Source organism: Spirochaeta dissipatitropha, from assembly GCF_054657935.1.
On the sequence record NZ_BAAHXT010000005.1, the window covers coordinates 299633 to 323575 of the forward strand.

Here is a 23943-nt window from a genome sequence, read left to right on the forward strand (position 1 = left end):
CCCGGACGAGGAGACTATCTAGCCATACGGACAAAGGCATCAACATACCCCTTTGACCTGAGCCACAGCAATGCCCCGCCTTTTTCATCTTCATTTAATGGTCCGACAAATACCCTGAGCACAGGACTGCTGGCAGTTCCTGCCTGAGTAACGACTCGCGGGTAATGAGGACCAAGGCCGTCAACTGCAGCCTTCGCACCCGCCGGAGTTCCGTAGGCACCAATCTGCACATAATACTGCTGAGCATCAAGTGAGTCCACCAGGGGCAGATCCGCATCAGTAATTCTGCTGACCACAGGCTCTTCTGCAGGGGGCTCAGGCTCCATCGTCATCAAGACCTCAGGAACTTCAGGAACCTCAGGGGTTTCCGGGACGTCCAGAACATCCTTCACTTCCGGAGACGCAGCCGGCGCTCTCGGTTCGGCTGGTTCAAATACGAAACTCCTGGTTCCGTTCGGAGCTGGCTGTGGACTACTGGTTTCCGGTTCACCTTCCGGAACTGCTGACAGATCTGCTATTCGGGGTTCTTCCAGCTGGAACTCATCAAGGTCGGCGGCTACAGGCTGCAGCACAAGCCTTGGTTCTGCCTCTACCCTGTCACGCGGTGCCAGCTCAGCCAGATGCAGATCAGCTTTTACAGGACTACGGGAAGGAACTTCCGGTGGAGGAAGACGATCAGCGATATACTCAATACTGTCCTCACGCAATCTCGCAAGAGGAAGGTCAAGCACACCTGACCACTCTTCCGGTCTCAATCTCAGAAATGCAGAGTCAGGCACTGAAGCCTCCGGAGGCACCGCGCCGGGAAGGATACCGAAGTCATTCGCTCTCTCAGCAGCTTCCAGACGACTGACGACAGAAGGTCTCTCATCTGGATCAAACCTCCGTCTGTAAGCAGAGGATGGTCGATAAATAATCCCGTTGGTTCCGTTCATATCTTCATCGGGTACTTCGCGGACAAGACTGTCTTCTCTGGATATGTCCGATGATTCCACTGCAGGCAAAGGAGCATCTTCAAGCAGAAAACGCCGTTCATCATGCACAGGCTGAGGCCTCATCCAGTCGAGTTCCGGACCGGGTCGCAAGGAAGGCTCATCAAGCCTGACAACCGTATCGACTGTATCCTCGGGCTGTCTTATTTGAGGCAGTGTTGCGACTGGTTGTTCGACTGGCTCCACAGGCATGGCCGCTTCCGGCTCCGGCTCCGGCTCCGGCTTCGGTTCAGACTTCGGCTCCGGCTTCGGTTCCGGTTTCACTTCAGGCTCGGTCCTGAGCTCCGGTTCTTCCAGAGGTTCAGGTTCGGGCTCCGATATCCGCGGGCTCACCAGAAAACGTCCGGCATTTGGATCACCAAAACGTGCTGTCGGATTAATATCCGGATCAGGATGTGCAGGCAGATCCCGCAAGGGGCTGGAATCCGTCATTCCCGGCATTGTTACCGGAAGGGCACGGAGTCTAAGCATATCACCCGGAACTGCATCGAGACTAGCTGCTGTTTGAGGTGACATTCTGATAAAAATTCCGGGAAGATCGAGACGTCCGATAACAATCGCTCTTGCTGTTCTTCCACTCGATAAATCCCTGAGTTCTATTATGCTGTTTGGAGGAAAGGCATTTGTAGACACAAAAGAACCCTGAGTTGGGTACAATGCTGCATCACCGACAATAGCAGTTCCTTCCAGAAATCCTTCTGCATATATTCCATATGCTGCGATGAGTAGCATGCATCCAATGACTAAACTGCGTTTCATTTTTCTATCTCCCTCCAGGCGCTCACCAGGCATCCGCCACTTTATGTATTTCAGCATAGGAATTCTCAACCAATTCCCTGGCAATCCTGAGAGCCACATTACGGGCATCATTATTCTCATTTCCCAGATCTGTTCCTTGTATACTGCCTGAAAACAGAACACGGGGTTGCCGTACATCCGTTAGTGAGTACACAACCTCACTTTTCAGCAGCTCTCCTACAGGCGGGAGTTTGATCTGCACCAGATAATCTGCTCCATCCTGCCGGGCAAAGCGAACAGCCGCATATTCCATCATAGCGGGAAGACGTCCATCTGGATTACCAGCAGCAGCAAGAAAACCTTGAGGGACATCTGACCACACGATAAAACCGCGGTCAAAAAACTCCCCGATAACCGCATTTTCCACCATACCGCGGAGTTGATCGCCTGCGGCTTCCTGATCCACGGTCACCACGATCTGCTGGGAACCGGCATAAGCCCCTGATAAAATAAAAACAAGAATTAGTGGAAATCTGCGTATCGTTCTCATGTTCATAGATTCGGCACTTTTTTGGCATGACACAAGAGATTTTTATCCAGAAGAAGATTTTGCAATCAGCATAGGTAGTTTACAGTTCAACACAACCCTCGGTAAGCAGACACATTCCCTTGATTCTCTCTGCAGCTGCAAGAAAAAATCTTCGTCTCGGATGCGTGGCCCTGAAGCAGAGTGCGAGTTCCCTGCCAGCAGATCTGTCCGGTAATTCCTTGTAGCAGATGCCAGGATCATCATGATCGGGAACAGCGAACCTCGGAATCAGTGTAATACCGGAACCGAGGCGAACCATCTGTCTCAAGGTTTCTATGCTTGTTGCCCTGAAATTCCCGAATTCCCCGGCACCATAGCGCCTGCAGTAATCAAGGGCCTGATCTCTGAGGCAGTGTCCATCATCCAGCAGCAGCAGGGCCTGGGATCCCAGTTCAGATAATTGCTCTTCACCGATTCTCTGACCGGATGCCCAGATATGACCTGCAGGCAGGGCAAGTACGAAGGGCTCGTATACGAGCGGAATACACTCTATGCCCTGAGCGTCCAGCGGAAGGGAAAGAACCGCTGCATCAAGTTCTCCTTTCTGCAACAATGTTTCCAGGACGCTGGATTTTTCCTCAACCAGCAGAAATTGCGTTTCAGGAAATTCTTTCTTTAATTCAGGAGTTACGCGCGGAAAAAGCCAGGGACATAAGGTGGGAAAAGCTCCGAGCCTCAGCGGACCGGTAAAGGGATCCTGCTGCTCCCGGGACTTCTGTACTATGATATTGATATCAGCAAGAATATTCCGGCAGACGGGTAGAATTTCCTGACCGAACGCGCTGAGCTGTACAACTCTAGTGCTGCGGTCGAACAATGTCTGCCCGAGTTCCAGCTCGAGTTTCTTGAGTTGTCCGCTCAATGTCGGCTGACTGACACAACATTGTTCTGAGGCTTTTCCGAAATGAGCGAGATCGGCAACCGCCACAAAATATTCTATATCCCTCAGATTCATTTATCGCTCCTGACTATCAATAACATAGAAATAAACGATTAGGCAAGCTTTTTAAACTATGCTATGTTCCTCCCAACAATAAATAATGCATCGTAAGGAGTACCACATGCACACACTAATCAATTCACAACTACCCGAGTTTTCTGTCCAGGCTTATCAAAACGGGGAATTCCGGACCATAACCGACAAGGATCTCAGAGATTCATGGTCTATTCTGTTCTTCTATCCAGCAGACTTCACATTTGTCTGCCCAACCGAACTCGGAGACATGGCAGATCTATACCCACACTTCAGGGAAATGGGAGTTGAAATCTATTCCGTCAGCACAGACACCCATTTTGTCCATAAGGCATGGCATGATGCATCTGATACAATTAAAAAAATCGAGTACCCGATGCTCGCTGACCCGAGAGGAATACTTACCAGAGCATTCGGCGTACATATCGAGGAAGAAGGAATTGCATACCGCGGAACATTCCTCGTTTCTCCTGAAGGTAATATCAAGCTCTGTGAAATCCATGACAATGGAATCGGAAGAAACGCATCCGAACTCCTGAGAAAGGTGCAGGCGGCACAATTTATTGCTGCTAATCCGGATGAGGTCTGCCCTGCAAAATGGACACCGGGAGAAGAAACTCTGAAACCAGGTCTTGATCTCGTCGGCAAGATCTAAGCGGAGGTGAAATGTTAGACGCATCAATAGTTAATCAACTGAAATCGATCTATGCTCCGCTTGAGCACAGCATCGAATTAAATCAACTGGAATCAAAGCATCCGAAGCAGATGGAGTTGTCTCAGCTCCTTGACGATCTTGCGGACTGCAGCTCAAGCATTCATCGAAGCTCAGCAGACCATGAATCAGAAATTCCAGCATTCAGCATCGGTGTGAATGGAAAACACAGCGGAATATATTTCCGCTGTGTACCTGGCGGGCACGAATTCTCCAGTCTGGTATTGGCTGTTCTTAATGCTGGCGGGCTTGGAAAATGGCCGGATGAAGCCCTTAAATCACGGGTCCGGGCTTTACAGGGACCAATAGAAGTCACTACCTATATATCGCTTTCCTGTACAAATTGTCCGGATATTGTTCAAAGCCTGAATCAAATGGCTTTAATGCATGAGAATTTCCAGCATACCATTGTCGATGGCTCGCTTGTTCCTGACGAAATTAACGATCTGAAAATCCAGGGTGTTCCCGCTGTTTTTATCGGCGGTAAATTACTGCACTCGGGTCGAGCTGATTTCTCAACACTCCTTGACAAGCTGGAAATTGAATACGGCAGCAGCGAACCGGTCATCACTACTGATCATAAAACAGAATTTTATGATGTACTCATACTGGGAGGAGGTCCAGCCGGTGTATCGGCTGCCATTTATTCAGCCAGAAAAGGTTTGAAGACAGCAGTTATTGCACGAAAAATTGGTGGTCAGGTAAATGAAACACAGGCAATCGAGAACTTCATATCAATCCCACGGACTGTCGGGAAGGATCTCTCAGCATCGCTGCGGGAACATATGGATGAATACAGTATAGATATCCGGGAAAACCGGGATGCTGTATATGTGGAAGACCATGATGGCATCAAAACGGTACATGTAAAGGGAGGTGAAAGTTTTGCCGCTCCTTCACTCATAATAGCAAGCGGGGCTCAATGGAAAAAACTGAATATTCCCGGTGAATCAGACTACATTGGTCGCGGCGTTGCCTTTTGTCCGCATTGTGACGGTCCTTTCTACGTGGGTAAAGATGTAGCTGTTATAGGGGGAGGTAACTCAGGCATTGAGGCTGCTATAGATCTCGCAGGCATCTGTAAAAAAGTGACAGTCTTTGAATATGCAGAAAAACTGAATGCAGACAGCGTACTGCAGGAAGCTGCAGGCAGATTGAACAACATCGAAATAATCTGCAATGCACGCACCACAGAGCTTTCAGGCGACGGCAATAAACTCACCAGTATTCACTGGCAGGACCGAATCAGTCATGAACAACGGAGCCTGACACTAGATGGTGTCTTTGTTCAGATTGGACTGAATCCCAACAGCTCAATCGTTTCCGACCTTGTTGATCTGAATAAAAACGGTGAAATCATTATTGATGCATACTGCCGTAGTTCGGCCCCCGGTATCTATGCTGCCGGTGATGTCAGCAGCACTGCCTACAAACAGATCATCATTGCTGCGGGCGAGGGTGCGAAAGCTGCACTGGCCTCATTTGACGACAGAATCCGCTTAGGTGACAATGAAATCTCTGCTGCAGCTGCCGGAAATGAATCGGAAGCAGTATATTAATTGCATGAAAACAAACAATGACTGGAAACGGATTCTTGATCCACACACCTATCATATTACCCGGGAAAGCGGCACCGAAGCCCCTTTTTCGGGTATATACTGGAATCACTTCAAGGAAGGCCGTTACCTGTGTGCCTGCTGTAAGACTCCCCTGTTCTCCTCACAGCACAAGTTTTCTTCCTCCTGCGGCTGGCCCTCTTTTTCAGGAGAGCTTGAAGAAGCCGGAATAACACAACGCAGTGATAATTCTTTTGGAATGAAAAGAACAGAACTTGTATGCAGCAGCTGCGAGGCTCATCTTGGACATATTTTTAATGATGGGCCTCCTCCGCTCGGCTTACGCTATTGTATCAATTCAGCCTCGATTGTATTCGAGACTGATGAAGAACAGCAGCTACCCTGAACCTGTTCAAATAAGATCCTCTACCGGATCCGGAATAATCTCACCGCGGCTCTCTATTACACTGCGGTACCAGTGCCCGCTGGACTTAATGATCCGCTCCTGAGTGCAGAAATCAACATAAACCATCCCGAATCTGGAACTGTATCCCTCAGCCCATTCGAAATTATCCATGAGGCTCCACTGAAAGTATCCATTCACAGGAATTCCCTCCTCAACAGCCTTTCCGAGCCAGGATAAGTAACGGCTGATAAAATCAATTCTTCCTGGATCCGGGACAGTTCCATCAGTATGCTTCCAGTCCATTGAAGAGAGACCATTTTCGGATATTACCATCGGCAGCTTGTAACGTTCATGGAAAAATTTTGGAGTCCAGTACATAACAGCAGGGGTCACCGGCCACTTTATTGCCGTCTGTGCATGCCCCGGAGGCCGATCGATGCGCTGAGGCTCTGATGCATCATCGACAGCTGCAAGCTTGATACCGTTGTACAGATTAAGACCAAGCAGATCTATCGGGCGGCTTATCTGCTCCATATCATTCTGCCAGTTCAGGGGGAGATACTTTTCAAGCTCAGCAAGCCCTTCCGATGGGTAACTGCCTAGAACTACCGGATCAACATACCAGCTTATGGTCCACATACGATGAATGTCATGCAGCCTGAACAACTGATATCGGGCAGCCTCTACATCCTCGGGAGACTCGGTCTTCGGCATGACCCCCTGGCCTGTGGGAGCAAAACCGATCCTGGTCTCCTTTCCGCCAACAGATCGCAGAGCATCTACCGCCATACCGTGTGCACGGAGGGTATGATGAATAGCAGGTATTGTTATATCCAGCCCCGCCTGCAGCCCCGGAGCATGTATCCCGGAGAGATAGGATAAGGCTGTCATGCACTGTGGTTCATTGATTGTAAACCAGTTATGAACCCTGTCACCGATTTTTTCTCCAACAATACGGCAATAGTCAGCGAACATCGGAGCAATGTCCCGATTTGCCCATCCACCACGTAGCTGAAGCTCCCAGGGAAGATCCCAGTGATATAAAGTGCACCATGGATCGATTTCTGCAGCGAGCAGCTCATCAACCAACCTGTCGTAAAAGGCCAGACCGCGCTGTTCAATTTTTCCATTGCCGTCCGGCAGAATCCGCGGCCATGAAACAGAAAATCGATAGGCCTCAAGTCCCATCCCTTTCATTATCGCCACATCTTCTGCAAAACGGTTATAATGATCACAGGCAACATCACCATTATCATTTTCATATACCTTACCAGGCGTATTGCTGAACACATCCCAGATTGAGCGTCCCTTGCCATCCGTATTACATGCACCTTCTATCTGATAACTGGAGGTCGCAGCACCCCAGAAAAATTTCTGACCGAATTTCATATTAACCTTCCTGTCTGTAGGGCCGAATTGTACGTAAAAATATGCTCCGCCACAAGATTGACACAGTAGATTCAGGCTCATAGTATGCATTTCATGATGAAATCCTCAGGACCTGAATTACTGGCGCCTGCCGGGAGTCTACAATCCGCGTTATACGCATTCAGTGCAGGTGCTGATGCGGTATATTTCGGACTGAACCAGTTTTCTGCACGAGCCTCAGCAACAAACTTCAGCCGTGAAGATGCCAGAAGACTCAAATCATCTGCTCAAAAACAAAATCGACGCATCTATGCAGCGGTAAACACACTCATAATGGACAATGAAATTCCTGATCTGCTGGAAACAGCAGCATTCCTAGATTATCTCGAGGTTGATGCAGTCATTATTCAGGATTGGGGGGCAGCATCCTTACTGAGGTCCGAGTTTCCTCAGCTTGAGCTGCATGCATCTACACAAACGGCAATACACGATCTATCTGGACTTCAATGGGCTCATGAATGCGGTATATCCCGTTGTGTAATTCCGAGAGAGTTGTCAGCTGCTGAAATCGCCTACCTTATGCAAAATCTGCCAGGCCGTATGGAAATTGAAGCATTCATACACGGGGCTCAATGTTTCGGTTTTTCCGGTCTCTGCCTTGCATCCGGCATCCAGCTGAAGCGCTCGGCCAACAGAGGCGCCTGTGCCCAGATCTGCAGAACCTGGTTCATGGATAACAATGGCCGGCAGTTTTATCCCTTCAGCGCCAACGATAAATCAGCAGGAGACTTAATCCACGAAATAATCAGAACAGGCATTCACAGTCTGAAAATCGAAGGACGGATGAAAAGCCCACGGTATGTTCGTGATACAACGGCCTGGTACAGATCATTAATCGATTCCTGCATGCAGGACAGCACCAATATAATCCCCGAATCAGGAGAGAGCCTGAGAAGCATCTTTGCGAGAAACTGGACTCAGGGTTTCTGGAATAACAAACGGGGCAGCAACATGCTGAACCAGGAGTATCCAGGCGCTACAGGCAGCTATATCGGCAAGGTTACTGCCTCAGATTCCGACTCCTTCATTCTGAAGCTGAACCCGGCATCACCAAAACCAGAAATCCGTGACGGCCTCCTGTTCGAATCAGGTGGCGAATGGATTCAGACCGGTGTCACCAGCACAAAGCCCATAACGAACTCCGGCCCTGCGAATCACGGAATGATCAGAATAACCGTCAAACGCGGTTCTGCTTCAGTTTTACCTGCAATCGGCAGCCCTATCCATCTCGTCTCCCGGCATAACTCCCTGCTGCCCGAGATCAAATCCGCATCAATACCACTCTGGCGGAAACAGATCGAGCTGAAAATAAAGGTAAATAACCATGGGATTCAAATGGCATGTCCCTGGAATACTGCATTCGTAGAGACAAGCAGCGATACAGCAAAGAATCCGGATGGGCTTAGACAGCAGCTGCAGAAGATATTTTCATTCCAGGGAGAATACTTTGATTTTCTCTGCAGCTCTGTAGACGGCAGTGCCGATCTCTTCATTCCATCATCTAACCTGAAGCAGATACGCCGTTCATGGGCAGGCACAACTGAAGAAGCTTACTGGAAAAAGAAGCAGATTCATCCCCATAAAGCTCCGATAGACTATACGCCGGGAGAAATGCCCCGAATCATACCAGCGAGAAAAGACCTGCAAGTAGATGGACTGCCTTTCTATCTTCCGGGAACAGAACTCAAGCCATGGATAGAACGGTCTGAAGAGCTGGGACTGGAAGAGGTCTGGATTCCGGTATTTCCTCTCACTCCCGGAAGCAAATCGGACCTTGAAGAAATCGCAGCTCAGACAAACAGCCGCAAACTTATTCTTGGAATAAATAACCCTGGCGCAGCCTGGCAAAGCATTAAAACAGCGGCCTCGAATCCCGGGCTACGATTCTTTGGTGATTACGGTCTGTACAACTCGAACAGCTATTCAGACAGATTCTACAGCAGCAGAATACCTTCGTATTTATTCAGTCTTCCCTGGCTCGAAAACCCTGTGGAGGAACATGGCAATATTAAAAAATCGCCCATGGATCTCACGGGATTCACACCTCCCCTATTCATCTCCAGAATCTGCCTCAGACGTACTTTTCAGCATGATTCCTGCGGGAACTGCCCCTACAGGATTACCGGAGCCGATAATCAACAGACATGGGAAACACGATTGACCCAGAATAAATTCAGCTATCGAGTTGTCTGCAAAAACTGCTGGACCTTCGTATTCCAGGAATAATGAGCTATTATTCGGCCAGAGGAAGAAACAGGGAATGCCGCTCAGCATGCCAGACATTACGTGTTTTGTGACCGTCTCCATCGACATCTTCAACAAGAAGTACTTCGCCCGCTACAAAGCGCCTGGTTTCACCGCTGCTGACAGTTATTTCTATCTCACCGTCGAGCAGGATTATAAACTGTCTGCATGGAGCATTATGATAATCCCAGTTATATCCGGCATCATTAGAGCGGAACTGTAAACCTGTGACAGGATAGATCCGTGAGAGGTGACCTATAACCCCCTTGTCTTCCAGAGCAAGATCGACTTTTTCAAAATAACTGCGGCCATCCGTCCCGCTGTATACGCGCGTATAATACATAGCTATAACATACTTACAGAAGACACATTCAGGCAATCCAACTGTCTGCCCGGCAGAAATACAGGGATACAGGAATTCTTCTTGACAGCCTGCTACAGCTTAACCTAAGCTGTAATGAAAGGCGGACCCGCCTGCTGTATGAAAAAGCTTCCTCAAGGAGCCATCTGAATGTCAGACCTTAGCAGGATAATCGTTCAGGACAAGATTATCGATTTATCAGAAACCGATCACCTTACTGTACTGCAGCAGCTTATCCGCACTGCAATGCCATATGCATCGGCAGATGTCCAGTTTCATGCCCTCGAAGAAATTCGGTCAAAAAGCAGCTCCAAGGAAATAAACCTGGGCAAAGGCTTCGCCTTGAGCCATGCCCGGATAGATGGAATATCATCAATCGAAATATCCCTGGGACTATTCGGCAGAGAGACAGGTTACCTGAAAGGTGAACCTGTCCATAGCGTTTTCTGCATTATTATTCCTACTGACCAGTCCCGGAGCTATCTGACCATCATGTCCCGACTCTCTCGTTTTCTGCTTCAGGACGGAATTGATGCAATATTCCTTGCCGGAAATCATGAATCCATTCTGGAATCAATACGCACATTTGATTCGACCTGAATGTAGAAAATTTATTCTTCAAGCATTAATCCTGAAAAACCTTTAGATATACAGTAGCTTACATTGATATAGAATACAGGTCAGGAGGAACAATGCCCGTATCAGCAGCACTACAATATCATCAAGGCCCCGGCAGGCCGGGCAAAACTGGAATTCATGTTACCAAGGAATGCAGTACAGCAGAACAACTTGCATTGGCATACAGTCCAGGTGTTGCAGAACCAGTAATGGCTATTGCCGAATCACCTGAAGCGGCTGCTTTGTATACCAATCGAAGCAACCTTGTCGCAGTTGTAAGCAACGGGAGTGCAATTCTTGGGCTTGGCAATCTTGGCGCTTTGGCCAGCAAACCTGTCATGGAAGGCAAAGCAGTCCTCTTCAAGAAATTCGCCGACATAGATGTCTTTGACATTGAACTCAATACTCAGGATCCCGAGGAAATCATCCGTACTGTAGAGCTTATGGAGCCTACATTCGGAGGTATAAACCTTGAGGACATAAAGGCTCCTGAATGCTTCTATATCGAACAGGAACTGAAAAAACGCTGCCGAATTCCTGTTTTTCATGATGATCAGCATGGTACAGCCATCATTACTGCTGCGGGAATTATCAATGCCCTGATTATTAATGGGAAAAAAATCAAAACAGTCCGTATTGTAATCAATGGTGCGGGGGCAGCCGCTGTCGCATGTGCAAGGATTCTCTTCTCGATAGGCTTGCCAGAAGAGAATCTGCTGATGCTGGATACCAAGGGAGTTATCCATGCCGGCCGGAATGACCTGAGTGAAATAAAGCAGGAATTTGCACGTAATACAGATGCCCGAAGCCTTGCTGATGCAATTGCAGGCTCAGATATTTTCATAGGGCTTTCAGTTGCAGATATTGTTAATAGAGATATGCTGCAGAGCATGTCTGAGAAGCCAATTGTATTTGCCATGGCCAATCCAAACCCGGAAATAGCCTACCCTGCAGCAATAAAAATCCGGAATGATATCATCATGGCAACAGGGCGCAGCGACTATCCCAACCAGATCAATAATGTACTTGGATTTCCCTTTATCTTTCGCGGAGCACTGGATGTACAGGCAAGTGCAATAACCGAGAACATGAAACTGGCTGCTGTATACGCCCTGGCGGAACTGGCACAGGAACCTGTGCCAGAAAGTGTGTCCCGAGCCTACATGGGAAAGCAATTCAGTTTCGGAACTGAATACCTCGTACCGAAACCCTTTGACCCGAGGGTAATGGAATGGGTCTCCACAGCTGTTGCAATAGCTGCTGTAAATGATGGAGTAGCCGGTAAGCCCAGAAACGATTGGGATGCCTACCGGCAGGAACTTCGTGCACTCTCAGAGCGAATCCACGCCTGAGTACAGCAGGCAGTATCTGCCTGCTAAACAGAGTTTCTACTTGCGTTAACACCAATTGCGAGGGCTTTTACAACAAGCTTTTCCAGTTTCCTTATGCTCTCCTCCTGACCTTCCCGTTCACGCAGATCACGAACCATCTGCAGAGCATACTGCTGGATTACCAGACTGGGTAAAATCATTTTTTCACGCATTCCAATTGAAGCTCTGATGACCGGATCTGTATCCAACAGATTTCCCTGACCGCTTATTTCAATAAGCAGCTCGCGGGTGAGTTCAGCTTCACGCCGCAGATCCTTCCAGAACTGTCCGAATTCCCTGTCCTTGCCATGATACGCGGTGAGGTCAAAGTTTGCCTTTGTAAGACTCTGCATTGAATTTTCCACAATTGCACGAAAGAAAAGATTGCCTGCACATAGATGCTTGAGATCACTCAATCTTCCCTCGTCTGCCAGCTCTCTCAGCGCGGTGCCAAAACCATAATAACCAGGTACATTCAGCTTGCTCTGACTCCAACCGCCTACAAACGGGATTGCCCGCAAATCATCCAGAGACAATGAACTGGCGGAACCACGCTTGACTGGCCGGCTGCCGATATTCGTTTTGCCGTAATAGGTGAGCGGGGTCATGAGTTCCAGATACTTAACAAACAAAGGGTTATCCCTAAGCTTCTGATACGCAGCATAGGCACGTTTACTGAGTTCGTCCAGCAATTCTCGGTCAGATGCTGACAGTTGCATGTAATCAGTAACAAACAGATTATTTTCTATACCTGCAGAAAAGATTTGCTCCAGGTTATAACGCGCAGCATCCTCGGTTCCGTACATGGAGCTGATTGTCTGACCTTGTATTGTGACCTGAATAGATGATGAATCGATTTCCCGACCCAGAGATCGATAGAACTTATGTGTATTTCCACCGCCACGGGCAGGTGGACCACCCCGGCCATCAAAAAAAGCAACACGTATCCCCTGCCGGCCGGCAAGATCGGTCAATCTTTCCTTGGCCCGATAGATTTCCCAGTTCGCAGTAACATAACCGCCATCCTTGGTCCCATCGGAAAAGCCCAGCATTATGGTCTGGGTAGCATCGTGCATCTCGAGGTGACTTCGGTATGCAGGCATAGAATACAGCTTCTGCATAATCGACTCGGCATTGTGTAGATCATCTACGGTCTCGAATAGCGGAACTACATGAAGAGGCGATTCACTGAAGCCCATCCCTGCCAGCTTTCCAATGACAAGCACTTCAAGCACATGACAAGCTGACTGAGTATTACTGATTATATAGCGATGCGCCCCTGCTGCCCCGTTTAGCTTCTGAATCTTCCTGATCGCTCCAATTGACTCCACAACATCTGCGGCTACGGGATCAGATTCCTGAAGTGAATCAATTGTCTGCGAAAGGATATTACGGTAGTGCTCCGATTTTTCAGCAGTGTTTATTTCATCGATCAGCTCTTCCAGTATTTCACAGCGTTCTGAAGAGTTCAAAGCTGAATACTCAATGCCAGCCCTGAGTTTCGGCAACAGGCAGTTGAGGGTCCGTTCATGTACCCTGCTATCCTGGCGGACATCGAGAGATGCAAAGTGAAATCCAAAGCACTGAACCTTGTAGATGAGCGCTGATACCTTATCTGCAAACAAACCTCTATGGTCTTCCGTGACTCTCCGGTATATCTTCTGAAGATCCTGCAGAAAATCGTCTGGGACGGTATATGCATCTGCCTCCATGTTGACGCAGCTGGTAGCAGCCTCGAGTCTCAGCTGAATTAAATCCATATCTGACTTGAGGCTTCCGAAAGTAAGCCTCCTTCTGAGCTCAAGAAAATCACGCAGGTAGAGTTTCAGAATAGAGCTGCGCAATAAATCCGCAACCTGCATGGTAAGATCAGCAGTGACAAAGGGATTCCCATCTCTATCTCCCCCGGGCCAGAATCCAAGCAGAAGCTTACCGGGATAATCAAGAGTGTCTACGGTATCAATATCCAGGGCATCAATCATCTTCTGGTGAATTTTTGGAATTACACTGTACATGACGTTTTCCAGAATCCACATCAGGCTTTTAGCCTCATCAAGCGGACTCGGCTTTTCCGCATTCTTGAAGCGGGTCTGTGCAAGCTGAAGAAGATAATCATGCACATTACGGATTTCGTTCGCGCCGACACTTTCTGCTATATCATTAAGTATACTTAATACTTCATCTGTATAAAATTGAGTAGGATGAGCTGTCAGAACAATCCGGACTGCGTAGCTTTCGAGAAATTTCTTGTAATCGGTGATCCTGCCTTTTCTTTCAATCCTGTTGACCATATCCTGCAGTGTCCCGGAACCCTGCATTTCATGAATGCCAGCGAACCCGGCATCCTCAAGGCTGTCAAATAACACAACCTGTCGTTCGATCAAGCGAAGCAGTGAAAACAGCTGCTCGATATGATTATCTGTATCCACAGTGCTGACCGTCTGTACTGACTCCCTGACAATCTCGGCAGGAGTCAAGCCGCGGGACAGACCATCAGCGCAAGCAGCGGAAAACAAGGGTAGCAGCATACCTGACTCCTGGACTTCAGAAAAAGGCATATTCATAAGGAGACCATTGTATAACTGGAACTTCATAGCAACATTTTCATGGAAGGCTTCAATTCTGTTCATGGCCGCAGTATACCCACATTGAAGGGCTGTTTCCAGTATAAGCCGACAAAATTACTCAAAGCGAATATCATCAATATACCAGTCATGTTCACTGGAATTTCTCACCCGTATCTTTAATATGTAGTCCTCGGCCTTGCTCCCTTCGGGACTGCTCCAGTTAACATCGGAAAGAGACAGCTCTACCCGGGTCCAATCCTGAATGCTTATACACAGATCAGAAAATACTCCTCCGGTTGAAGGCTGCTGCAGACTATATGTATACCCTTCTACTATTCCATTTAAATCATAATAATTGGCAGAAGAACCGCCTCCTGCCAACTGAAACCGTAGTCCCGGTGCTGATCCGAGCACCTGTCCCTTGAACCAGAATGAAAGAACTTCAGCATCTGCCGGATCATTGAATTTCTCGCCTGATAGAGGAATTGTAACGGTTGTATTTCCTGTGCCGCTGAAGCTTCGCTGAAAATGCAGACTCTGTCCGCCGCTGAAGGAATCCTGACTGCTGATCGAAACCCCGCCGCCAATCTCCATATTCCAGTCAGCAGTCATATCACTACCGGGATATGCGGGCATACTGTTTTGAGGATCCGCGGGAACTTTTACGCTGCCTGCAAATAGCTCCGCCACAGGTTCGCCGCCAGAAAATGCATAAATGAAAAAAGGATACGATCCCGGATGATCAAATATTCCAGACATTTGACCTGAATAGTACCCATTGCCTTCGGCATCCAGAGTAAACAGGAATGAATCAGAATCATGCAGCTCCAGTCCCTCACAGGAAGCCCCACCAAGGGCAGCAGAAGAAACCCTGATACTCACATCAACATTCTGGCCAATGCTGCTTTTGTCAGGCAACAGCTCAGCATTATAGAGGACAACACCAGTGTATTCAGGTAACACCTCAAGCAAACTGAACGCACTACCTCCCCTGCTATCACCGAGAGCGAGAAGATCCAGCCTGTGATATCCTGGCGATAACCCTGCCGAAAAACTGAATTCCACCCCGGATCCTTGTTCGATTCCATTCACGTACCAGCGATACATAATGTCTTCATCTATTTCGACGTCCGACCATGCCTCAAACAGTAAAGGAAGATTTACGGGAAATCTAATAAGAGGAGAATGTATCTCAACCTGAAGGGGCTGTAAGCGTCCTGCGTCGATAAAAATGGATAGAACTTCACGCACAATACCAAAATGCGGATCATAGCTCAGTACAACATTCGTGGTCATGCCGGATACTATCCACAGGCTGTATGTACAGTGGCCGTACTCAACTGAGGCATCATCGACAAACCAGGCCGACAGCACATAGTACCCGGCATTCAGTTCATGCTCCACAGAAAATACCCCGGGTTCAATCACATCAAAATCAAGTTGAATCTCATAACTGTCAAACATATGTGAAAGCAAAGCAGAAGGCAGGAGTCCTGAGCCATCATCATCAAAAACAAACTGCAACTGAAGTAAGCCTATACCATCCGGGGGCACGAGCTGCAAGACCAGTTCAGCATGCTTTCCTGCATACAGCTCGGCAGTTCCTGATGCCCTGCCAATTGACTGCCCCTGAGAGTTCTCTGCCTGCAGGCTGAATACCCAGAAACCGGTCTTGAGTTCGATTTCATTAATTCCGGCTTCGAATTCATAATAACGCTGTTCAAAATCAGGCCCTTCGGCAAACAGTCGGTATACAGTAATCTCATGGTCATAATCCGGCATGAGACTACGGCTGATATCGAGTTCTGTTGAATACTCCTGCTGAAATCGCAATGTGAGAACAGCTGTTGTCCGGCTGCCCTGGTCTGTGTAAAGACTACAACCAGAAATGAAAGATAATACGGTAAAAATAGCTATATACTTGTTCATGGAAATCCTCCTGTAGTTATATACAGCAGGTATTTTCATCAAGCTTGCACAGCGCAGTCTTTTATTGCTACATTTTATACAGAGGTAATTGCAAAATGTAATTTTGCAAATAGCTCTACAGGCAGCAAAAAAAAGACTGCCCGCAGAACGCGGACAGCCTTTTCTACCGGAGACGGGACTTGAACCCGTACAGCTGCAATAGCCGGGGGATTTTAAGTCCCCTGTGTCTACCAATTCCACCACTCCGGCAGAACATGGGAAGATTACCGCAAGCGGCGTTGAGGGTCAATATGTATACAGATACTCACTTTCATTACCTGGAAATGCTCAAAAAAGGATGGACGACAGACGATATCCGGACCCTGTTTTTGAATGGAGACATTCGCCATGCAATAGAAATTGGAATACATGGTCATACCGATTTCCCGGAACGAAAAGCAGCCCTTGGAGACATTCCTTCAATTGGCTTCACCATAGGATTTCACCCGTCACAGTGCGGAGCCGTTTCCCCGGTTGATGTCAGCGATCTCCTTGAAAAGCACCTGACCGATCCAGCTGTGGTTGCTGTAGGGGAATGCGGAATGGACTTCCATTGGGATTTCGGCTCGACAACAGATCAAAGCGAGCTTTTCGAAGCACAGGTCCTGCTGGCCAACAAGCATTCACTTCCAGTAATTGTACATAACAGAGATGCAACTGAACAGATACTGGAGTTACTTCAAGGCACAAGCCCTGAGGCAGGAGGCGTAATGCATTGCTTTGAGTCAGACAGGACTATAGCTGCTGCCTTCCTGGATCTTGGAATGCATATATCATTTGCCGGAAACCTGACCTTTAAAAGGAACAACGTACTCCGTGAAGTCTGCGCCTATATTCCTTCAGAACGATTGTTGCTGGAAACTGACAGCCCCTACCTGACACCAGAGCCATTTCGAGGAAAAGCAAATTCACCTGGGTTAATCAAGCACATTTATGAATGCGCGGCCGCCCAGAGGAAAACAAGTGTTGAAGAAATCTGTGATCTTGTGTACCGAAACAGTACAAAACTTTTCTTTAAAAAAACTGGTTGAATTAGCCCATAAGAGGAAGACATAGCTGTATACTGGTGCCCTTGCCTCTGCCGCTCTTGACGCTGATGCTCCCGCTATGAGCTTCTACTACAGACTTCACTATGACCATCCCCAGGCCTGTTCCACCTTTGGATGAGCGGGAAAAGAAGGGCTCGAACATGGAAGCCTGTGTTTCACTATCCATTCCAACCCCGGTATCCTTAAACTCTATATACAGGCTGGTATCATCATTCCAGGCAGAAATAGTGAGCTTCCCACCGGTGTCCAATGCTTTCCTGGCGTTCTCTGCCAGATTATACCAGACTCTCTGAATTCGCATAAGATCCAGCAGAACCGGTCTTGAGACCTCATTGCAGAAAATAAGTTCCTTACCGGATTCTATAAAATTTTTCTCGACACTGCCTCGAAGCCAGTCGAACAGATCCTTCATCTCGACCACAGAAAGGTCAAGACGAATCTCACCCCTTGAATAATCGAGAAATTCATTCGTTATACTATTTAAGCGCTGTATCTCATTCATGAGGGTTTTTGAGTAGGCACGAACCTGTTCGGCATCATCAGCATGCATCTCGATCAATTCTGTATAGCCCTTGATAATACTCAGAGGATTTCGTATATCATGCAGAATAAGTGAAGAGAACTTCCCCAGGTTGGATAACCTCTCACCCCTCAGTAATTCCTGATGCGCCCGCTTCAACTCGAAATTGGTAGTCTCAAGATCCTGATTACGTTTACGGAGATCACTTACAAATGATTCATTGGAGGTCCGCATCATTGCTGACATGCTGCGGATAATAGCCATTCCCATTTCGCAGTGCTGCTTGACAAGCTCAAGAAAGTCAGCCTTTTCTACATATAACAGGGTACTGTCAACCTGGGTAGCAACTGTTGCGGATCTCGGCTGATCATCGATAAGACCCATTTCGCCGAACAGATGTCCAGCACCATGTTCTCCGAGTAGATCGGGCTTGTCTGTATAATAATTTTTCCAGACTCCGACAGAACCACTGGCTACTATAAAAAACCGTTCTGCACGTGACTGCTCGGTAAAAATTACCGTTTCACGAGGGTAATGCGCTACCTGACACCTATCTGCCAATGCTTCAAGCTGAACTTCGGAGAGATCGTGGAAAAAATACACCTCTCGAAGCACTCGTAATTTGAACTCCACATGTATCTCCCAAAAAAAGAAAGACCCCGCAGAACGGCGGGGTCTATCAAGAAAGCATTCAGCTTACCAGGAATCCACCATATCATCAGGATCCCGAGACTCTTCTGCAAATAGATCCGTTACAACCCGGAGATCATCAAAATACACATAGTACGATCCATAAGTTTCCATCAATGCAGGCCGGATTACAAAGCCAAGTATCTGAATTCCCATCAAATCACTGTAATGAACATTCTGCTGAACTATATGAGTCGGAACAGCGGCTGTCAATTCCTTCCACCCGGAAAAATTAAGTCTTCCCATCGGGATTACAGCACGATTACCAAAATGGTCTGCAATAACCACACTGAGTTCATGATTAAAATTACGTCCGACAACCCACACACTTATTGTCTTGGCGATTCCGGGCACTACCAACGGCCGGTTTGCCAGAACAGAAATAGTTGTGTTGCCTCGACGAAAAAATTCAGCTTTTACACCAAGTACATATTCATCTGCCTCATCAATGCCTGCTGCCTCTTCACCTGGAAGAGGGCGTTTATCAGCAGGGCCTCCGGGAAAACGTCTATGGCTGATTAAGCCCTGATCGAGGGGCATGGATACCCTCCACAATCCTGGATCCTCGAATTTGGATATCGAGATCTCCTGAAGACTCTGCTGAGCAGTATCTGTTCCGAGACTCTCTGCATTGATTCCACCGGCGTTTACCTGGGCAAAAATACCAGCTGCGGTAAGCAGCATTACAAGCAGTATACCAATCCTTTTCATTCTTTTACTCCCACCTAGAAATTCGCGCCCTGGGCTTCATTCCACAGTTCCTGAACCCGATCGGGACGTGCCAGATCCTCACCATCAAATGGTGACTCGTAAAGGTCTGTCAGGACTGTGATATGATCAATAAAAATCTGGAAACCATCCACCTTTTCATTAGGACGGGTCCACATCATCAGCTTCACAAGCTCAAGCCCCTGAAGCTGCGGTGCATAGCGTACAGCTTGAGGAATATGAGTGGGAATGTGCACTTTGTGGTTTCTCCAGCCAATATAATTCAGATTGCCTACCGGTAGAGTATGTACAATCCCCCGCCAGTCACGCAGCTGCATTTCCATGTAATAATCATGGTTTGATCCCCATACCCAGACGTCAATCGTAGATGCACGGCCGGGAATTGGTATTCCACGAGCAACATCTTCGCCTTCATCATTAGCCTCAACAGGGATAAATTCCAGATAGTTATACCCCAAACGGTCAAACTGTGCGCGGGCGCCCAGAGAACGCAGGGTAACATTTTCCGGTTCCCTACCCCTGCCGTAAAGAGCATCAGGCCATGAATTTATATGACCAAACTGAGGAAATCCTTCAGTAATAAATTTACTTCCTTGCACAATCCAGCGGCTTTCGGCTGGATCGTTAAAATCCTCGAGCACCACACTGGCAATTCTTTGCGCAGTTACCGGGGCAGCCAGCATTATGCTGAAAACTACCAGGCAGAAAGAAAGCAGAACGCTTCGTTTCATCCTCTTCTCCTTTTAAAATAACATCGTCCAGGGTCAATCAGAAGTATAGGGCCTCATTTTTTCTTTGTCAAACGGAACACCGCCTACTTCACCTCTTTTGAGTATCGGCCGCCCCCCCTGAATTTCTTAAATCACTAAGTCGATTATTATTCAAATATAACACAGCATGTACACTTGAAGGAAGGTTATCTGACTGTAATTCTGAAAACAACATTTCAGCAGCAGCATACAGATCATTCTCAAGGCTCCCTGCTACCACTGGAAACATGGAAGTATCAGTACCAAGATTCTCAGTGATCAACGGCACATTATGCCTTACTGCAAAATCCAGGCTTTCTTTATTCCTGCTTCCAAGAAGACTGACAAGCAGGTGCGGCTGATCAGCAGCCAGGCTTTCGATTTTTTGCTGAACCAGATTGCGAGCCGGCAAGCCCGCATACTCCATTATACTTACTCCATTGTGAGATCCGAATCTATCCTGGATATAGGCAGCCTCATCGGCTCTTTCGCTGGTATTGGTCAGGACCAGAAAGGTAATTTTCAGATTCAGAGCTGAGTTATCAGCCAGAGGCATAAGCGCATCATGTAAATCCTCAAGCGCCTGCATACGACTGAAGGGAATCATAGCCATATTCTCAGGCAGGGAACCGGCTGCATGCTGCCCTGCGGACAGACCTAGTATGAAGAAGTTCTTCTCCGGATAATCAACAGCTGAAGTCCGACCGGCAGTATATAACAGCGGGCTGAGAATTACCTGATCAATTCTATTATTCCGAAGCAGAAGGTAGAGCTCGTCCTGCCATGGGTAGTCACCATCCAGCACCGCGACTCTGCTACGGGACACAGAGACATCTGTAAATTTCCCTGTATATAAGGGATCTATTACCAGCAGTGAATCAACCGAACAGGCAGCAAAGAAGACTATACCCAGGGCAATACTTAAAGCTCGAATCTTCATACCATCTCTTCTGTATCTACATGCAACTCATCCGCCACCTCACTATGGCTTTTTCCCGTCTGAAGCAGTATCAGGGCTACGATCACAAGCCCGATCAACAGCAGGCTGGCAACAGAACCGGTAATCCAGCGTTGATAGCGAAACAGGAGCTGAACACCTCCGGCTGCAAAGGCAAGCGCAGGAAAAAGCAACCAGATAATATGTCGGAATCTCCAGCATGTGTACACTTTCACGTACATCAGGGGTGGGATAATCCCCAGAAATAGCAGTAACAGCGGATAAATAAAAAGCTGGTAAGGCTGCCACAAGCCCTTGAATACAAGCGCATCTATCCAGGACACCGCCCAGAGAACAAGCCATTGCGCCCAAATCAAGGAAGGAATATGAACCGACTTTTTCCGGATTGCAGATCTAACAGCCGTCCATGCAAAAGGCAGCAGAAGAACAGGCAGCCAGTCTACAAGACTGTACACAAAAATGAGGGCACTTCCGGCATAGTCGATGGGGACAAGAAATTTCAATGGGACATATACAGCCAGAGAAAAACTTGTCAACCAGAAAATATAGCCGGCCTCGAGCCGTCCTTGAACATGCTGTGACGCTTTAATCCAGTGAAAAGCAAGGGCTGGCCAAACAATCGGCGCGAACAGGCGAAATATCAACATGTCATATATAATGACATAAACTCAATTCGCGTGCAATCAGTCTTGACACAAGACAAAGCTTTGATTCACTTTGGCACGGGGTTGTTATGCATCAAACAGAAATACAGACAGTAGAACCGCTAATCTTTTCATTTGGATCCAGTGGCTCCGGGGTTCTGCTTGATTCAGGAATTGATTTCGGGCCCATAGATATTGTGTATGAAACATACGGAGACCTGAACAAGAAAAAATCCAACGCCGTGCTTGTTTTCCATGCCTTCACAGGTTCAGCTCATGCCGCAGGCTACCACGGCGAACGCGGCAGAGCCCCTGGCTGGTGGCACCACATGATCGGTCCGGGAAAGGCAATCGATACCAACAAATTTTTCGTTATCTGTCCAAATGTGTTCGGCAGCTGTTACGGAAGCACCGGCCCCTCATCAATAAATCCTGAAACCGGCTCAGCCTATGCCCTTGATTTTCCGGTAATTACAGTTCACGACATGGTAAAAGTACAGAGACGACTGATCGATCATCTGGAAATTCAGTCTCTGCATGCTGTAATCGGCGGATCCATGGGCGGGATGCAGGCTCTAACCTGGAGCATTACCTACCCAGAAATGGTAAAATCGGCCATCATACTTGCCAGTACAGCACGTTCTACGACGCAGAGCATCGCATTCAACTCAGTCGGCAGAAGTGCAATTATGAATGATGCCGGTTGGCAGAGCGGGTATTACTATGACAAAGAAGATCAACCGCTGCGCGGCCTTTCGGTAGCCCGTATGATAGGCCACATAACCTACCTCTCGGATGAGTCCATGAGAATGAAATTCGGGCGACGGCTGCAGGAGAGCACCGGTTTCCGTTTTGATTTCGCTGAGCAATTTGCAGTGGAAAGCTATCTTTCATACCAGGGAGATAAATTTGTGAATCGCTTCGATGCAAATTCCTACATATATCTGACAAAAGCCATGGATTATTTTGATCTAACCGAACAATACGGCAGTCTGGAGGCTGCATTTCAGGCTGCCACTGCCCGGTACCTGGTCCTCTCCTTCACCTCTGACTGGTTATATCCGCCGGCTCAGTCAAAGGAAATGGTTTTTGCTATGATGAGAAATGATGTAGATGTTTCCTACACCAATCTGGACAGCCCCTATGGCCATGATGCCTTCCTTCTGGAAAATGAACGTCAAACGGCAATTATATCTTCATTCCTGGGAGAAATCAGATGAACGATCAAACACAGGCTTTTGGTAATTTTGACTACTCTCAGATAATCAGACTGGTTGAACCTGGATCGAGAGTACTTGACCTCGGATGTGGAGACGGAGAGTTACTGCTCCGCCTGAAAAAAGAAAGAAATGTAACAGGAACCGGTGTGGATATTGAGGAATCAATGATTCTTAAATGTATTCAGAGAGGCATCTCCGTATTCCAGGGGAACCTCGATGAAGGCCTGAAAGACTACAGCAATGGATCATATGATTATGTCATACTAAACAGAACCCTGCAGATGGTTTCCAACCCCGTCTTTCTCATACAGGAAATGATCAGGGTCGGCCGCAAGGTGATCGTGAATTTCCCGAATTTCGGCTATATAGTAAACCGCATACAGCTTGGTCTGCTGGGCAGGATGCCCGTTAATAAAAAACTACCCTATCAATGGCACGATACCCCGAATATCCACTTCTGTACCCGGAATGATTTCATCAATCTATGCCGGGAATCAGGTATCCGCATACTCAAGGAAATTGACTTGAGAAACGGAAAACCGATGATTCCAGTCAAACCAAATCTGTTTGCCACCGAGGTATGCTGCATGCTTGAAGGTCAGAGCATAGAATAGTCCCAATCTGCACAGTAGACACAGCCCCATACCTTTTGTTATAGTCGCTGGATAGTGACAATTATAGTACGCAAGCATTAGAAAGGAGGAAGCTTGGCTCCAAAAAACACACGGATCAATGAGATGATCCGAGTACGTGAAGTTCGATTGATAGATGAGCAGGGAGAACAGTCCGGAGTTATGACGACGGTTGACGCCCTGGCTTTAGCCCAGGAAAAAGGGCTCGATCTGGTAGAGGTTTCACCGAA

The 23943-nt window shown here is 47.7% G+C and carries 21 protein-coding genes, 1 tRNA gene and 1 pseudogene; 10 read left to right on the forward strand and 13 right to left on the reverse strand.

The genetic code is table 11. From position 1 onward, the window contains the following. Positions 1-14: 14 nt before the first annotated feature. The 3 genes from ACYQ2L_RS08285 to ACYQ2L_RS08295 all read right to left on the reverse strand — a co-directional run bounded on the left by ACYQ2L_RS08285 (position 15) and on the right by ACYQ2L_RS08295 (position 3274). A complete protein-coding gene (locus tag ACYQ2L_RS08285) occupies positions 15-1751 on the reverse strand; it encodes an SPOR domain-containing protein (RefSeq protein ID WP_460053774.1) in 1737 nt (578 codons plus the stop codon). A gap of 22 nt (positions 1752-1773) precedes the next feature. After that, the gene (locus tag ACYQ2L_RS08290) at positions 1774-2280 is read right to left on the reverse strand and encodes a hypothetical protein (RefSeq protein ID WP_460053775.1); all 507 of its coding nucleotides are present in this window, start codon (positions 2278-2280) and stop codon (positions 1774-1776) included. A gap of 79 nt (positions 2281-2359) precedes the next feature. After that, complete coding sequence (locus ACYQ2L_RS08295) at positions 2360-3274, reverse strand: LysR substrate-binding domain-containing protein (RefSeq protein WP_460053776.1); 915 nt, start codon at positions 3272-3274, stop codon at positions 2360-2362. Between the two features lie 106 nt (positions 3275-3380). Between ACYQ2L_RS08295 and ahpC the strand changes: the two genes are divergently transcribed. From ahpC to msrB, 3 genes are read left to right on the forward strand one after another with little or no spacing between them, the layout of a single operon-like run. Continuing rightward, entirely contained in the window at positions 3381-3947 is a 567-nt protein-coding gene (gene ahpC, locus ACYQ2L_RS08300) for an alkyl hydroperoxide reductase subunit C (RefSeq protein WP_460053778.1), read from the forward strand. Between the two features lie 11 nt (positions 3948-3958). Continuing rightward, positions 3959-5563 (forward strand): alkyl hydroperoxide reductase subunit F, encoded by a 1605-nt coding sequence (ahpF, locus tag ACYQ2L_RS08305; protein WP_460053780.1) that lies wholly within the window; start codon positions 3959-3961, stop codon positions 5561-5563. A 4-nt stretch (positions 5564-5567) separates the two neighbouring features. Continuing rightward, positions 5568-5966: a peptide-methionine (R)-S-oxide reductase MsrB gene (msrB, locus tag ACYQ2L_RS08310; protein WP_460053784.1), complete on the forward strand. Its 399-nt coding sequence runs from the start codon at positions 5568-5570 to the stop codon at positions 5964-5966. 6 nt (positions 5967-5972) lie between these two features. On the opposite strand, the gene ACYQ2L_RS08315 is transcribed toward msrB, so the two are convergent. Beyond that, positions 5973-7355: a GH1 family beta-glucosidase gene (locus ACYQ2L_RS08315; protein WP_460053786.1), complete on the reverse strand. Its 1383-nt coding sequence runs from the start codon at positions 7353-7355 to the stop codon at positions 5973-5975. A gap of 93 nt (positions 7356-7448) precedes the next feature. Here ACYQ2L_RS08315 and ACYQ2L_RS08320 point away from each other — a divergent pair, with 93 nt between their 5' ends. Further along, on the forward strand, positions 7449-9620 hold the full coding sequence (locus tag ACYQ2L_RS08320; protein ID WP_460053788.1) for a peptidase U32 family protein: 2172 nt from the start codon (positions 7449-7451) through the stop codon (positions 9618-9620). 7 nt (positions 9621-9627) lie between these two features. Here the strand turns inward: ACYQ2L_RS08320 and ACYQ2L_RS08325 are convergent, their stop codons facing one another. After that, entirely contained in the window at positions 9628-9981 is a 354-nt protein-coding gene (locus ACYQ2L_RS08325; RefSeq protein WP_460053789.1) for a cupin domain-containing protein, read from the reverse strand. 168 nt (positions 9982-10149) lie between these two features. Between ACYQ2L_RS08325 and ACYQ2L_RS08330 the strand changes: the two genes are divergently transcribed. Together ACYQ2L_RS08330 and ACYQ2L_RS08335 are read left to right on the forward strand one after the other, a co-directional pair. Next, positions 10150-10599: a PTS sugar transporter subunit IIA gene (locus ACYQ2L_RS08330; protein WP_460053791.1), complete on the forward strand. Its 450-nt coding sequence runs from the start codon at positions 10150-10152 to the stop codon at positions 10597-10599. A gap of 92 nt (positions 10600-10691) precedes the next feature. Then, positions 10692-11969, forward strand: coding sequence for a malic enzyme-like NAD(P)-binding protein (locus ACYQ2L_RS08335; protein WP_460053792.1), 1278 nt, complete (start codon positions 10692-10694; stop codon positions 11967-11969). A gap of 23 nt (positions 11970-11992) precedes the next feature. On the opposite strand, the gene ACYQ2L_RS08340 is transcribed toward ACYQ2L_RS08335, so the two are convergent. The 3 genes from ACYQ2L_RS08340 to ACYQ2L_RS08350 form a co-directional block, all read right to left on the reverse strand. Continuing rightward, complete coding sequence (locus tag ACYQ2L_RS08340; protein ID WP_460053793.1) at positions 11993-14617, reverse strand: phosphoenolpyruvate carboxylase; 2625 nt, start codon at positions 14615-14617, stop codon at positions 11993-11995. A 51-nt stretch (positions 14618-14668) separates the two neighbouring features. Then, entirely contained in the window at positions 14669-16483 is a 1815-nt protein-coding gene (locus ACYQ2L_RS08345) for a hypothetical protein (RefSeq protein ID WP_460053796.1), read from the reverse strand. Positions 16484-16647: 164 nt separating this feature from the next. After that, positions 16648-16732: transfer RNA gene (locus tag ACYQ2L_RS08350), tRNA-Leu, on the reverse strand. Between the two features lie 41 nt (positions 16733-16773). On the opposite strand from ACYQ2L_RS08350, the gene ACYQ2L_RS08355 reads away from it, so the two are divergent. Next, entirely contained in the window at positions 16774-17553 is a 780-nt protein-coding gene (locus tag ACYQ2L_RS08355; RefSeq protein ID WP_460053798.1) for a TatD family hydrolase, read from the forward strand. 1 nt (position 17554) lies between these two features. Here the strand turns inward: ACYQ2L_RS08355 and ACYQ2L_RS08360 are convergent, their stop codons facing one another. From ACYQ2L_RS08360 to ACYQ2L_RS08380, 5 genes are all read right to left on the reverse strand, one after another. Next, positions 17555-18724 (reverse strand): ATP-binding protein, encoded by a 1170-nt coding sequence (locus tag ACYQ2L_RS08360; protein WP_460053799.1) that lies wholly within the window; start codon positions 18722-18724, stop codon positions 17555-17557. 63 nt (positions 18725-18787) lie between these two features. After that, positions 18788-19492 (reverse strand): flagellar filament outer layer protein FlaA, encoded by a 705-nt coding sequence (locus ACYQ2L_RS08365; RefSeq protein WP_460053802.1) that lies wholly within the window; start codon positions 19490-19492, stop codon positions 18788-18790. Positions 19493-19506: 14 nt separating this feature from the next. Beyond that, the gene (locus ACYQ2L_RS08370; protein ID WP_460053803.1) at positions 19507-20241 is read right to left on the reverse strand and encodes a flagellar filament outer layer protein FlaA; all 735 of its coding nucleotides are present in this window, start codon (positions 20239-20241) and stop codon (positions 19507-19509) included. Between the two features lie 88 nt (positions 20242-20329). Continuing rightward, complete coding sequence (locus tag ACYQ2L_RS08375) at positions 20330-21199, reverse strand: hypothetical protein (protein ID WP_460053804.1); 870 nt, start codon at positions 21197-21199, stop codon at positions 20330-20332. After that, positions 21196-21864 carry a hypothetical protein gene (locus ACYQ2L_RS08380; protein ID WP_460053806.1) on the reverse strand — a complete coding sequence of 223 codons (669 nt, stop codon included), beginning with the start codon at positions 21862-21864 and terminating at the stop codon, positions 21196-21198. The genes ACYQ2L_RS08375 and ACYQ2L_RS08380 overlap by 4 nt, the downstream gene beginning before the upstream one ends. 86 nt (positions 21865-21950) lie before the next feature. On the opposite strand from ACYQ2L_RS08380, the gene metX reads away from it, so the two are divergent. From metX to ACYQ2L_RS08395, 3 genes and pseudogenes are all read left to right on the forward strand, one after another. Then, on the forward strand, positions 21951-23081 hold the full coding sequence (gene metX, locus ACYQ2L_RS08385) for a homoserine O-acetyltransferase MetX (RefSeq protein WP_460053808.1): 1131 nt from the start codon (positions 21951-21953) through the stop codon (positions 23079-23081). Further along, positions 23078-23695 carry a methionine biosynthesis protein MetW gene (metW, locus tag ACYQ2L_RS08390; protein ID WP_460053810.1) on the forward strand — a complete coding sequence of 206 codons (618 nt, stop codon included), beginning with the start codon at positions 23078-23080 and terminating at the stop codon, positions 23693-23695. The genes metX and metW overlap by 4 nt, the downstream gene beginning before the upstream one ends. Positions 23696-23818: 123 nt before the next feature. After that, positions 23819-23943 (forward strand): annotated as a pseudogene (locus ACYQ2L_RS08395) (translation initiation factor IF-3); the annotation flags it as partial.

Bases quoted from the DNA above. Each gene is read 5' to 3' on its own strand.
- ACYQ2L_RS08285 (WP_460053774.1), bottom strand. From the start codon at position 1,751: ATGAAACGCAGTTTAGTCATTGGATGCATGCTACTCATCGCAGCATAT.
- ACYQ2L_RS08290 (WP_460053775.1), bottom strand. From the start codon at position 2,280: ATGAGAACGATACGCAGATTTCCACTAATTCTTGTTTTTATTTTATCA.
- ACYQ2L_RS08295 (WP_460053776.1), bottom strand. From the start codon at position 3,274: ATGAATCTGAGGGATATAGAATATTTTGTGGCGGTTGCCGATCTCGCT.
- ahpC (WP_460053778.1), top strand. From the start codon at position 3,381: ATGCACACACTAATCAATTCACAACTACCCGAGTTTTCTGTCCAGGCT.
- ahpF (WP_460053780.1), top strand. From the start codon at position 3,959: ATGTTAGACGCATCAATAGTTAATCAACTGAAATCGATCTATGCTCCG.
- msrB (WP_460053784.1), top strand. From the start codon at position 5,568: ATGAAAACAAACAATGACTGGAAACGGATTCTTGATCCACACACCTAT.
- ACYQ2L_RS08315 (WP_460053786.1), bottom strand. From the start codon at position 7,355: ATGAAATTCGGTCAGAAATTTTTCTGGGGTGCTGCGACCTCCAGTTAT.
- ACYQ2L_RS08320 (WP_460053788.1), top strand. From the start codon at position 7,449: ATGATGAAATCCTCAGGACCTGAATTACTGGCGCCTGCCGGGAGTCTA.
- ACYQ2L_RS08325 (WP_460053789.1), bottom strand. From the start codon at position 9,981: ATGTATTATACGCGCGTATACAGCGGGACGGATGGCCGCAGTTATTTT.
- ACYQ2L_RS08330 (WP_460053791.1), top strand. From the start codon at position 10,150: ATGTCAGACCTTAGCAGGATAATCGTTCAGGACAAGATTATCGATTTA.
- ACYQ2L_RS08335 (WP_460053792.1), top strand. From the start codon at position 10,692: ATGCCCGTATCAGCAGCACTACAATATCATCAAGGCCCCGGCAGGCCG.
- ACYQ2L_RS08340 (WP_460053793.1), bottom strand. From the start codon at position 14,617: ATGAACAGAATTGAAGCCTTCCATGAAAATGTTGCTATGAAGTTCCAG.
- ACYQ2L_RS08345 (WP_460053796.1), bottom strand. From the start codon at position 16,483: ATGAACAAGTATATAGCTATTTTTACCGTATTATCTTTCATTTCTGGT.
- ACYQ2L_RS08355 (WP_460053798.1), top strand. From the start codon at position 16,774: ATGTATACAGATACTCACTTTCATTACCTGGAAATGCTCAAAAAAGGA.
- ACYQ2L_RS08365 (WP_460053802.1), bottom strand. From the start codon at position 19,492: ATGAAAAGGATTGGTATACTGCTTGTAATGCTGCTTACCGCAGCTGGT.
- ACYQ2L_RS08370 (WP_460053803.1), bottom strand. From the start codon at position 20,241: ATGAAACGAAGCGTTCTGCTTTCTTTCTGCCTGGTAGTTTTCAGCATA.
- ACYQ2L_RS08375 (WP_460053804.1), bottom strand. From the start codon at position 21,199: ATGAAGATTCGAGCTTTAAGTATTGCCCTGGGTATAGTCTTCTTTGCT.
- ACYQ2L_RS08380 (WP_460053806.1), bottom strand. From the start codon at position 21,864: ATGTTGATATTTCGCCTGTTCGCGCCGATTGTTTGGCCAGCCCTTGCT.
- metX (WP_460053808.1), top strand. From the start codon at position 21,951: ATGCATCAAACAGAAATACAGACAGTAGAACCGCTAATCTTTTCATTT.
- metW (WP_460053810.1), top strand. From the start codon at position 23,078: ATGAACGATCAAACACAGGCTTTTGGTAATTTTGACTACTCTCAGATA.